Genomic DNA, 11973 nt, shown 5'->3' on the forward strand with positions numbered 1-11973 from the left:
GCGATGAACTCGACCTGGAGCCGCTTCAACATCACCTCGGTCACGCTTGGCTTCGCCTTCCTCTATCTGCCGATCGTGCTTCTGGTGATCTTCTCCTTCAACGCCTCGAAGCTGGTCACCGTCTGGGGCGGTTTCTCGACCAAATGGTACGTCTCCCTGTTCCATAACCAGGGCCTGATGGATGCCGCCTGGGTGACGATCCGCGTCGGCCTGATCTCGGCCAGCGTGGCGACCGTGCTCGGCACGCTGGGTGCCCTGGCGCTGACGCGCTACACGCGCTTCCGCGGCAGGATGCTGTTCTCGGGCATGATCTTCGCGCCGTTGGTCATGCCCGACGTCATCACCGGTCTGTCGTTGCTGCTGCTCTTCGTCGCCGTGGATTTCGATCGCGGCTTTTTCACCGTGACACTGGCGCATATCACCTTCTCGATGTGCTTCGTGGCGGTGGTGGTGCAATCGCGTCTGCTGACGTTCGATCGCTCCCTGGAGGAGGCGGCGATGGACCTCGGCGCGCCGCCGGTGAAGACGTTCTTCCAGATCACCCTGCCGGTCATCGCGCCGGCCATCGTCTCGGGTTGGATGCTGGCCTTCACGCTGTCGCTGGACGACCTCGTCGTCGCCTCGTTCACCTCCGGTCCGGGCGCGACCACGCTGCCGATGAAAATTTACAGCCAGGTCAGGCTCGGCGTGACGCCGGAGATCAACGCCGCCTGCACCATCCTGATCGGCCTTGTCGCCACCGGCGTCATCATCGCCTCGGTGGTCAACAAGCGCCGTGAAGTGCAGCGAATCCGCGACGAGCAGGCAGCCCAGCGCGGGTAAGCACCGGCGCCGGAAGAACTAACTCAAAAATATTCTCGAAAGGACCGCTGTGCGGTCAGCAGTCCGGTTCGTCAGTTCCCGGCACTGCCGCCGTTGATCGGCGAGACGAAAGGCGTGGTCCAGCTTCCGCCGACGAAGAACGACACCTGGTTGCCTGGCGTCGCGGGAGGAGCGTCCGCCGGTTGCGCGCCGTCCGCAGGTTGCTGCGCGGCGGCCGGGGCCGTTCCCGGCTGGCTGATCCCGCCTGAAAGCGCCAGTCCCCCGCCGGCATAGGGGACGATGCCGGAAACCCAGATCCGGTTCTTGGCCGACTTGGCTTCGGCCTTGTCGATCCGCGCCACGCCGTTGGATATATTGGCTTTTAGTTCCGCTCCGTCGATCGCCAGCGTGCCGTCGGAGACCTCGTCGAGCGGGAAGAAGCCGCCCTGTTTGCAGCGCTTGAGGAACGACGGCAGGTTGAGGCCGGTCAGCGTGCCCTGTCCGAAATTGGCCGAGATCGAGCCGTCGGCGTTGTCCATGATGGAATCCCATGTCTTGCCGGGACCCTTGAGGATGATGGATACCGTGCCGGTTCCGGTCGGGACCAGCCGCTTCATGCCGGCGGCGGCGCCGAATTGCGCTCCGTCCACGTCGGATGCGAGCAGCCGCATCTCGACCTGCGTGCCGTCGGGCTTGCGGTCGAAGCGGAGGCTCGACTGGATATTGCCGCCGAAGGCTGTCGCATCGGAGATGTCGAAGACGGCAAGGCCGTTCTTGACCTGGGCGGTGGCGGCGACGTCGGCGAGCTGGGTCGCGCCCGCCGTGGCATGGGCGGCCGACAGTCTCAGGTCCAGATTGAATCGGCTAGCGAAATTCGCATCGATCTCGTCGGGCACCTGGCCGTTCGATGAGCCGATCGGGGTGAAGGCCGAAAGAAACGATCTGAGGTCGAGCGTGTCGAACGCCAACGTGCCGGAAAGCACGGGCAGGGCGTCAGCGAATGTGAGGTCGAGCGCTCCCACGCCGGGGTTCTTGTCGAGCGCAAGCTTGGTGCCGGTGAATTTGACGCGGCCGGTTTCGCCGCTGACCTTGCTCGTCACCGAGACGGCGCCGATGGTGCCGGCGAATGCCGGGTTGGCGCCCAGCCATTCCAGTGCGCGCCTGAGCGACGGCGTGTTGAATTGCGCCTGCCCGTCGAAAAAGGCGTTCTGGGCAAGGCCTGCGTTGCCGTCGAACGAGAAATTCGCAGGTGCGGCCTTGAAGGATGCGGAAACGGCCGACGTGCCGCCGGCGAGAAGCAGCAGCGGCGCGGCCGAGGACATCTCGACCTTGATGCTCTCGCCGCGCCAGATGCCGGTGGCGGAGAGGCTTGCATCGGCGTTGAGCGCCGACCAGTTGGCCTGGCCGTTCAGGCCGGTGAGGATTTCGACGTCCTTGCCGTCGGCGGAGCCGATCACGCGGCCGTCGCGCACGTCAAGCGCGCCGAAAGGATCGGAAGGCAGCTTGCCGACATCCGGCTTGGTCGGGTTGGCATTGACGATGGAGCGCGCGGTATCGACCGAGCGGGCGATGCGTCCGCCCGTCGGAATGGGTAGCGTGAAAAGCCCGCTGGGAAGGCGGTCGAGGCGAAAGGTCGGCCTGATGAAATGCGTCGCCTGGAACACCACGTCGCCCCGCAGCGCTGCCAGCGCGGACAGGTCGATCTCGACGCGCTCGGCCTGCAGTACCGGCGGTGCGTCGGTCTCGGTCCATTTCGACAGCTTCACGTCGGTTAGGATGGCGCGGAACTTAGGCCAGACCTCGATCTGCGGCGTGCCGTCGATCGCCACGCGAAAGCCGCTCCAGGCGCTCATCTCCCAGGCGATGCGGTCGCGGACGATTCGAGTGGACGCAATATAGGGCAGCGCGGCGAATGCCAGCGTGGCCACGATCAGGACAACGCCCACCGCCCATATTGCACGCCATATCCAGGGTGAGGGCATTTCGCCTCGTTAAGTTGGGATTCCGCCGACATCGTCGGACAGGTGTAGTTCGTCGCCGACGCATTTCAAGTCTTTGTGGCCCGGCGATGGCAAATGCGCACAGCCATGCCGCATATCGGTGGGAGCTTGCATGGGCCGTCGCCTATGTGCTTTAGCGGCGAAAGGTTGAGGAGAAGGCATGATGACAAGCGACACGCCGCTTTGGATTCCTGGACCGGCCCGGATCCGGTCGGCGCCCTTGACGGCGTTCACGGAAGCGGCGGCGGAGCGCGCCGGCAGGCCTTTTGCGTCCTATGCGGATCTTCATGCCTGGTCGGTCGACGATCGCGAGGCGTTCTGGGACCTCGTCTGGGATTTCTGCGGCGTCGTCGGCGAGAAGGGCGCCGGCGGACGCGTGCTGGTCGACGTAGACCGCATGCCGGGCGCGTCCTTCTTCCCCGATGCGCGGCTGAACTTCGCCGAGAACCTGCTGCGGAGAGACGGATCGCAGGAGGCGATCGTCTTCAGGGGCGAGGACAAGGTCGAGCGGCGGCTGAGCTGGGATGATCTGCGCGGCCTGGTGTCACGGCTGCAGCAATTGTTCGTTTCGCTGGGCGTCGGCACGGGCGACCGCGTGGCCGCCATGATGCCCAACATGCCCGAGACCGCCGCCGCCATGCTGGCCTGCGCCTCGCTCGGCGCGGTGTGGTCCTCGTGTTCGCCCGATTTCGGCGAGCAGGGCGTGCTCGACCGCTTCGGCCAGATCGAGCCCAAGGTACTGATCGTGCCGGACGGTTACTGGTACAACGGCAAGGCGATCGAGGTCACGGGCAAGGTTGCGGCGGTTGTCGACAGGCTGCCGGGCGTGAACAAGGTCCTGGTGGTCGATTATCTCGGCACCTCCGCGAACGTCGCCGCCGGCATCCGGAGAGCCGAAGCGCTTGACGCCGCGCTTGCACCCTTCGCGCCGAAGCCGCTGGCCTTCGAACGGCTGCCTTTTTCGCATCCGCTCTACATTCTCTATTCGTCGGGCACGACGGGCGTGCCCAAATGCATCGTCCATTCGGCCGGCGGCACGCTGCTCCAGCACCTCAAGGAACACCGCCTACATGCGGGACTGGTCGAGAACGACCGCCTCTTCTACTTCACCACCTGCGGCTGGATGATGTGGAACTGGCTGGTGTCGGGGCTGGCCTCCGGGGCGACGCTGCTGCTCTACGACGGCTCGCCCTTCTATCCTGACGGCAACACGCTGTTCGACTTCGCCGATGCCGAGGCCATGACCTTTTTCGGCACCTCGGCGAAGTTCATCGACTCGGTGCGCAAGGCGGGCCTCGTGCCGATGAGCAGTCATGATCTGTCGTCGCTGCGTGCGATCGCCTCGACCGGCTCGCCGCTGTCGCCGGAAGGATTCCGCTTCGTCTACGACGGTATCAAAAAGGACGTGCATCTGGCCTCGATCTCGGGCGGCACCGACATCGTCTCGTGCTTCGTGCTCGGCGTGCCGACCGAGCCTGTCTGGGAAGGTGAGATCCAGGCGGCGGGGCTCGGCATGGCGGTCGACGTGTGGGACCAGGACGGCCGGCCGGTGCGCCAGGAAAAGGGCGAACTCGTCTGCACGAAAGCTTTCCCCGCCATGCCTGTCGGTTTCTGGAACGACCCCGACGGCGGGAAATACCGCGGCGCGTATTTCGAGCGGTTCGACAATGTCTGGTGCCACGGCGACTTCGCCGAATGGACGGAGCACGGCGGCATCGTCATCCACGGGCGCTCCGACGCCACACTCAACCCCGGCGGCGTGCGCATCGGCACGGCCGAGATCTACAACCAGGTCGAGCAGATGCCCGAGATCGCCGAGGCACTCGCCATCGGCCAGGAGCATGACGGCGACGTGCGCGTGGTGCTGTTCGTGCGGCTGGCGCCGGGCGCGGCGCTCGACGCCGACCTCGACAGGCGCATCAAGGCGAAGATCAGGACGGGCGCCAGCCCGCGGCATGTGCCGGCCAGGATCGTCGCGGTCGCCGACATCCCGCGAACCAAGTCCGGCAAGATCACCGAGCTTGCCGTGCGCGAGGTGGTGCACGGCCGCCCGGTCAAGAACAAGGAAGCCCTCGCCAACCCCGAGGCGCTCGACCTGTTCAAGGATTTGCCGCAACTGGCGACGTGACGGTCAGCGAAGGGGCGTCATCCCGGAAGCCGATTGGAGCGGAGCGAAGAGCGGCTATCCAGGATCTATTCCGTAACCTGTCCATGCTCCGGAATGGATTCCGGCTCTCGCCTCGCGCCCGGAGCCTGCCCTCGGGGTTGCCGCAGGCGAGACCCGGGGGGCGTTCGGCAGCGGCCGGGATGACGCCATTAGGTTGTCCTCGACTCCCGGTGATCTTGGTTAACCGATCGTATCCGCAGAATTTACCTCGATTTCACAAGTGGTACACATTGGTAAAGTTTCCGCGGTGCGGGTAAGGTTTTGTTAAGGTCCCGCCTGAGATAGTCGGGATAACTTGAGATTGTCCTCGACGCCCCCGCGCGGACTGTTCCTCAAGCCCGTTGTGACAAATTTCTCACTTCTCCAAGGCGTCCATCCGGACGCCTTTCTTTTTGCGGGCGGCCCGCCGGGAATGGACCAGGATCGCGGTTACTCGGCCAGCACGCGCGTCGAGGGAAAGGCGATTTCCACCAGCGTGCCTTCGCCGGGCGTCGAATGGATGGCGAACTGGGCGCGGTTGGCTTCCACCATCGCCTTGGTCAGCGGCAGGCCGAGGCCGGTGCCGTCGCCGCGGCCGCGTTTCAGCGCGTTGATCTGCTTGAACGGTTTCAGCGCCTGCTCGATCTCGGCCTGCGTCATGCCGACGCCGGTGTCGCGCACGCGCATCACCACGTCCCCCGAGGGCTCGTAGGCGGTCGAGACGATCACCTGGCCGCCCGCCTGCGTGTAGCGGACGGCGTTGGATAGGATGTTGAGCGCGATCTGCCTGATGGAGCGCAGATCGGCCACCACGTCGGGCAGGCGCGACGCCAGGCTGGAGCGGATGATGACCCGCTCGCGGTTGGCCTGCGGCTGCATCAGCGCCACCGTCTCGGCGAGCGCGTCGTTGAGCGACACCGCCTCGTAGTCCATCTCCTGCTGGCCGGCCTCGATCTTCGAGATGTCGAGAAGGTCGTTGACCAGGTCGAGCACATGGTTGCCGGACCGGTTGATGTCGCGCAGGTAGTCGCGATAACGGTCGTTGGCGACCGGGCCGAACTTCTCGTCCACCATCAGTTCGGAAAAGCCGATGATGGCGTTGAGCGGCGTGCGGATCTCGTGGCTGATGCGCGCCAGGAAGTCGGTCTTCTGCGAGGAGGCCCGTTCGGCCACGGCGCGCGCCTGGGTGAGGTCCTCTTCCGCCCGCTTCCACTGGGTGATGTCGCGCACCACGGCGCAATAGCCGCTGTCGCCCGGCAGCCGGCCCACGGTCATGAAAATCGGAATGAAGCGTCCCTGGGCTTCGCGGCCGATCACCTCGCGCCCGTCGTTGAGAAGGCTGGCGACGCCGGGTTCGGAGAGACTGGCCAGATACTCGTTGGCCGAGCGCTGGCTTTCTATGGCGAACAGCGAGGCGAACGGCTTGCCGGCGACGTCGTCGCCATCGAAGCCGAACAGCGCTTCGGCAGGACGGCTGATCGAGCGGATCAGGCCGTCGCTGCCGATCAGGACGACGCCGTCCGTCGCCGTGTCGATGATCGTGCGCATTTCGGAGATGCGCGCCTTGAGATCGGCGATGTCGGGCTGCACCATCTCAGCCTGTTGGCCGCGCGGTGTGGCGCCGAGTTCTTCCGGAGCCTCTTCGCCGGACCGCCGCAACACTAGCATCAGCGCCTTGCCGCCGCGCCACGGCACCGTGCGCAGCAGCGCGTGCACCGGGATTTCGCGGCCTTCGCTGGTGCGCAGGCGCAGCGAGCGATCCGTCTGGTCGGCGGCGCCGTCATCGGCGTAAGGGTCGGCGAACAGCGCTTCCAGCCCGCCCGCGTCCACGAGTCTCTCGAGTGCGCCATAGCCCGTCAGGTCAAGGAATTCGTCATTGGCGTAGTAGAGCGCGTCGCCCGAATGAATGAGCAGCGGAACCGGCAGCCTGGCGAGGATCGACGTGTCGGGCGCAGTGTCGTCCACCGTGGCGAAGGCGGAGGGCATGATGCCCTCGCTGCGCAATGGCGGCGGCGACAGCGGGCGGCGCGCCCGTTGCGGAGCGGCAGGTGTCTTGTCGTTCCCCTGGTCGATGAGCTCGGCAGGGATATCGTCACCGGCGCCCCCCTCGTCATCGCCGGCTTCCCCATCGTGAATGATCGGCAGGGTCTCGTCGTCGCGGGCATCGGCGAAATCGGCGGCGGCGATGCTGTCGTCGGCGCTCGCCTGCGCACGTTCGGATTCACTCGCCGTCCCTTCGGGCAGCGGGGCGGTTGGCGATCCGTCGACCGGGTCGGCATAGTCAAGCAGCGAAAGCGAGCGTTTCCTTGCGGGACGTCCGGACGCCACGGCGTCGTTCGCCGGCGCATCCGGCGCCGAACCGTCCGGCACGGAAGTCGTGTCGGTTTCCTCGCCGGGTTTTTCCGAAGCCGCCGTTTCCGCCTCGCCTGCGGCATCTTCGGCATCGGCCATTACCGGAGGCTCGGCCCCGGCCACGCCGCTGGCCAATTGACCGGCTTCGGTGGCAGGCCCCCGCAGGTCGTCGTTTCCGGCCTCGGTTTGCGTTTCGTCCTGCGCAACGGCGGCCGGTACGCCGTCAGCCGGCCGAACCTGCTCCTCCCTTTCCAACTCCGGTCGGGCAGGCCGGGCCGTCGGCGTGTCTTCGCCGGCCGGCGCGCCATTGCCGGCGCCTGCGGCCGCGGGCGCGCTCGCCGCTTCCCCGGAAGGCCCGCTGTCTTTCCTCAACCTCTCGCCGATCTCGCGAAAAGCGTTCCGCTCCACATTGGAGAGGCTCTTGTCGATCGTCGGTGGCCGGTGTTCCGCCAGCCGGATCACCTTGTCGGTGAAGCGCCTGTCCGGCTTTGGCTCGATGGCCAGCGCCGGGACTTCACCCTTGAAAGGGTCGGTTTCCGCTCCGGGCGCTTGCCCGTTGGCCACGGCCATGTCGCTGGCAGCGGTCTCTGCTGCCGGCCGTTCCGTCCCCTGAGGAGAGGACGGCTTCGTATCGACCACCGCATCCGCTGGCCGTGCCACGCCGAAGCCGCGGAACCCCTGGAAGGCACGGTCGCGGTCATAGACCGGTAGCGCCGCCAGATCGACCGGAATGCGCAGTCCTTTCGCCGGCCACTGGACGGTGCGTCCGGACCATGTGTCGCGCCGCTCCAGCAACTGCGCGATCTCGCCGCTCGGGTCGAGGCCGAAAGCGGTTGCGACGTCGCTGAAACGGCGGCCGATCACATCCGCCGCCTGCTCGCCGACCACGGCGGCGAACTCCGGCGAGATCGTGCTGAACGCGCCGTCCGCGTCAGTGCGCCAGACGAAGCGCGCCGGCATCGCATGGGTGTCGATTGCCGGCGCCTGCCCGCTGTCGCTGTCGCCGGTTTCGGTTCCCGTCTCGGACTCACTGTCTGCGACCGCGAGAGGCATCTCCTGCTTGTCCGCTTCCGCGCCGGGTGCGTTCTCGGTCGTCGGGTCCTGCGGACTATCCGCATCGGCGGACTGCGGCTCGGTTTCGTTCCGGTCGCTACCGTTCACCGGATCGGCCGGCTCGACGCGCGATGCCGCCGCTTCGTCGGGAAGAGGAATGTCGTCCTGCTGCTCATTCGCCGCCGCCTGCGAAGCGGCCGGCGCTTCGGGTTGCCCGTCTTCCGCCCTTCCGTCGTCGATGACGACCAGTAGATGGCGCGCCGGCTCGTCCGACAGGCGCGCCATGCCGGCGGGATAGGAGCGGCGTCCGCCGGCGATCAGGCGCTTGACCGTGCGGTCGCTCTGGCCGGCAACCTGCCGGACCAGAGCCGCCAGCGTGTCCTGCGCTATGCCGAGCGCGGCAAATCCGTCCGAGGCGGCCTCTACGCTGCCCTGGCCGTCGATAAAGGCGAGGAATTCCCCTTCATCGGTGAACCCGCCGAGGGCGAGGCTTGCGATTTCGCCGGCATCCGTCGATGCAGCCGGCGCCGCGAGCAGGATCGCGTCTTCCCCGTCGGGCATGGTGATCGCGCTCGCCGTCATCGCAACCGCCTGGCTGGTCATGCCGGTGACAAGTCTCAGCGTGATGGCGCGGTCGACGCCGATCGCGGGAAAGCCGCGCGTCGCCGTCAACTGGCGGCGCGCCACCGGCGGCAGGACGCTGCCGGCGCCGACGAATGTTTCGATGTCGGGTTGACCGAACAGCGCCGCTCCCGGCCCGTTCGCCCACAGCGCCCGCTCCAGGTCCGCGGACAGGACGACCAGGGCGTCGCCTGCGGCAAAGCGCCTTCTCACCGCGTCCAGCACGGCGACATCGAGAAACGAATAGCTTGACGACATGCGCCTGGCCTGAACCCTCGCAAGCATTGCGATTAACGCTTTGTTAATAAAGGCCAGCGCGGCCGACGTCCACAGCGGGGCCGGTCGACGGGCCGTATTTTCCCGGCTTGGTTAACGGGCACAAGGCCCGTCTATGCTGCAATGCAACAAAAATATTGCATTGCACAAAAACTTGTCCTATATAGCGCCCATCAAGTCACGAGACGGCCTTCAGCAAGGCCGCCAGCCGAGAGGATGGAAAATGTCCAAGACCAAGACCGCAGAATTCGCCGAGACCGTTGAGTTCCCCAGCTTCGACGCTTCCAAGGCCACTGACCAGATGCGCGCCTTCGCCGAGAAGGGCGTCGAGCAGTCGAAGGAAGCCTATGCCAAGATGAAGACCGGCGCCGAAGAGGCGCAGAAGGCTCTCGAGGCGACCTACGAGACCGCCAAATCCGTTTCGAACGACCTTTCGCTCAAGACCATTGCCGCGCTCCGCACCAACGCCGAGGCGAATTTCGCCCATCTCGAGGCGCTGGTCGGCGCCAAGTCGCTGTCGGAAGCCGTCGAGCTGCAGACTGCCTTCCTGCGCAAGCGCGTCGAGCTGGCCGTCGAGCAGGCGAAGGACTTCCAGACGGTCGCCTCCAAGGCCGCCGAGGACGTCGCCCAGCCGATCAAGGGCGCCTTCGAGAAGGCTTTCAAGGAACTCAAGGTCGCCTGATCGCGATCTTTGCCATACCCGACGGCGTTCCTCCTCCCTCGCCGTCGGGATGAAGCGGCCAGCACCTCCTCCCGTTGGCCCTGATAAGGAAAAGGCCGGCTCCTCCCGCCGGCCTTTTTCTTTGCGAGCCGCATTCACATGCCTCTTGGGGACAAAACACATGGGTCGGCGTGACGGCTGCCTTTGTCTCGCCAAAAGTCTTGAAATGGGGCTCGATTGCTCGTAAGGACGCTTCGCCGAACGAAGGAGCGCGGCTGACGAAGGATTTTTCGTTTCCCAAGGCTCAGGCAAAGTGCCGTTGTAGCTCAGTTGGTTAGAGCGCCGGATTGTGGATCCGGAGGTCGGTGGTTCGAGCCCACCCAACGGTACCATTTTCCCCGATATGGCTGGCCCTGCGACCGAAAACGACGCTTTCGCCTTGCTCTCCTTTGCGCCTTGCCGTCTTGCGGCGACTCGGTTTGAACTGCCGCCGGCATCCTTTTCGGGTGCCACACGTTTGTAGCGATGACGCCGGCCCGCAGCATGATGGTTGGGCCGAACCAGGTTGTTGATTATGAGCGAGACTGCGATCGAGTTCCTGCAGGAATGGATCTGCGAGAAGTGCCAGGCCCCGGCCGAGCCAATCCGGATCGAGAAGCAGGCCGAGACGCTCGCCAGGGAATGCGCTGCCGAGGCCGCGGAGGCAGGCATTCCGCTGGAGGAACTCCAGGAAGAGGTCGGCGACATCCAGGACCTCATCGCCGCGCGCCTCGAGGATGCCGTCGAGGCACAGGAACGCGCCTCCGGTTCCGACTAGAGCATTTCCAGCAAAAGTGCGAAGCGGTTTTGCGTCCGGAAATGCGGCCAAAACAAAGAGATAAAGCGGTCTCGGCGATTCCGTTAGCACGGAAACCGCTCTAAGCGCCGTACGGTCTATTCCGGTCGGAAAAATTCCCTGGTCAGCCAGGCTTTGGGCAGCGCCGGCACGAAGTGGCCGTCGCGGCCGCGCATGTCCTCGTTGGCGATCATCGCGTTGAGGATCGCCTCCTCGACCGATTGCACCACGGCGTCGAAAAACGGATCGATGGCGGCGTCGGGAATGAAGTCGGCCTGGGCAACAGAGCCCTTGGCTGCCGTAAGAGCTGGCCTGTTCGCCGTCGAGAAGGCCAGGAAGATGTCGCCCGAACTGTGGTAGCCGAAGCCGCCGGTCAGGGCGATGCCGAGCGGCACGCGCCGCGCCAGCCGCTTCATCTGGTGCGGCAGGAACGGCGCGTCGGTGGCGACGATCGCGATGATCGAGCCCTTCTCGATCGAAGCCTTAGCTTCCACGAGCAGGGGCCGCAAATCCTCGCCGACATGCCGCCCGCGCATGGAAAAATTCTTCAGGTCGCCGAAATTCGCCTGCACGAAGACGCCGACGGTCCAGTCCGTTGCGCCGTGCCGCACGCGCCGCGAGGCGGTGCCCGAGCCGCCCTTGAAGCCGAAGGCGATCATGCCCGTGCCGCCGCCGACGCTGCCTTCCTCTATTCGTCCGGTCGAGGCTTTCTCCAATGCCGCAAAGACATGCGCGTCCGTCACGTGATGGCCGTTGATATCGTTGAGGAATCCGTCATAGGTCTCGGCCGCCACCGGCAGGCCCCAGGCACCCTCCAGCGCGCCGGGCAGCACCTTGTGCATCCAGCGCAGCGTCGCGTCGCGCGTCACCCCGCAGGAATGGGTGTTGGTGATGGTGATCGGAAAATCGAAGGCGCCCGTCTCTTCGACGATATGCGTGCCGGTCAGTTCGCCATTGCCGTTCTGGCTGAAGATGCCGGCGAAGCAGGGCGTGGCGAGATCGTCGCGGGGACGCGGCAGGATGGCGGTGACGCCGGTGCGGATCGGCCCCTTGCCGACGACGAGCGCGCCGTCGCCCTCGACAAGCGTCGTATAGCCGACGCTGACGCCCGCCACGTCGGTGATGGCGTTGCAGGGGCCGGGCTCGCCGTCGAAGGCGAGGAAGGCGCGGGCGCGCGGCCTGCCGGAAGGTGTAGCGAGATGATGCTGATTTCGGGGAGGCGTCATGG

At 65.9% G+C, this 11973-nt stretch carries 7 protein-coding genes and 1 tRNA gene; 5 read left to right on the forward strand and 3 right to left on the reverse strand.

The window, feature by feature from the left end; translation table 11 throughout:
* Positions 1-3 precede the first annotated feature (3 nt).
* Entirely contained in the window at positions 4-822 is an 819-nt protein-coding gene (locus tag ABMA46_RS03980) for an ABC transporter permease (RefSeq protein ID WP_348998022.1), read from the forward strand.
* A 71-nt stretch (positions 823-893) separates the two neighbouring features.
* On the opposite strand, the gene ABMA46_RS03985 is transcribed toward ABMA46_RS03980, so the two are convergent.
* Positions 894-2783, reverse strand: a complete 1890-nt coding sequence (locus ABMA46_RS03985) for an AsmA family protein (protein ID WP_348998023.1) — start codon at positions 2781-2783, stop codon at positions 894-896.
* 181 nt (positions 2784-2964) lie between these two features.
* Here ABMA46_RS03985 and ABMA46_RS03990 point away from each other — a divergent pair, with 181 nt between their 5' ends.
* Entirely contained in the window at positions 2965-4929 is a 1965-nt protein-coding gene (locus tag ABMA46_RS03990) for an acetoacetate--CoA ligase (RefSeq protein ID WP_348998524.1), read from the forward strand.
* A 468-nt stretch (positions 4930-5397) separates the two neighbouring features.
* Here the strand turns inward: ABMA46_RS03990 and ABMA46_RS03995 are convergent, their stop codons facing one another.
* A complete protein-coding gene (locus ABMA46_RS03995; RefSeq protein ID WP_348998024.1) occupies positions 5398-9231 on the reverse strand; it encodes a PAS domain-containing sensor histidine kinase in 3834 nt (1277 codons plus the stop codon).
* A gap of 241 nt (positions 9232-9472) precedes the next feature.
* Here ABMA46_RS03995 and ABMA46_RS04000 point away from each other — a divergent pair, with 241 nt between their 5' ends.
* The 3 genes from ABMA46_RS04000 to ABMA46_RS04010 all read left to right on the forward strand — a co-directional run bounded on the left by ABMA46_RS04000 (position 9473) and on the right by ABMA46_RS04010 (position 10727).
* Entirely contained in the window at positions 9473-9931 is a 459-nt protein-coding gene (locus ABMA46_RS04000) for a phasin (RefSeq protein ID WP_348998025.1), read from the forward strand.
* A gap of 294 nt (positions 9932-10225) precedes the next feature.
* Positions 10226-10302 (forward strand) — tRNA-His (locus ABMA46_RS04005).
* A gap of 182 nt (positions 10303-10484) precedes the next feature.
* Complete coding sequence (locus tag ABMA46_RS04010) at positions 10485-10727, forward strand: hypothetical protein (RefSeq protein WP_348998026.1); 243 nt, start codon at positions 10485-10487, stop codon at positions 10725-10727.
* Positions 10728-10843: 116 nt separating this feature from the next.
* On the opposite strand, the gene ABMA46_RS04015 is transcribed toward ABMA46_RS04010, so the two are convergent.
* On the reverse strand, positions 10844-11971 hold the full coding sequence (locus tag ABMA46_RS04015; RefSeq protein ID WP_348998027.1) for a DmpA family aminopeptidase: 1128 nt from the start codon (positions 11969-11971) through the stop codon (positions 10844-10846).
* Between the last annotated feature and the right edge of the window lie 2 nt (positions 11972-11973).

This window comes from Mesorhizobium hunchu (assembly GCF_040081975.1).
Lineage (GTDB): Bacteria > Pseudomonadota > Alphaproteobacteria > Rhizobiales > Rhizobiaceae > Mesorhizobium > Mesorhizobium hunchu.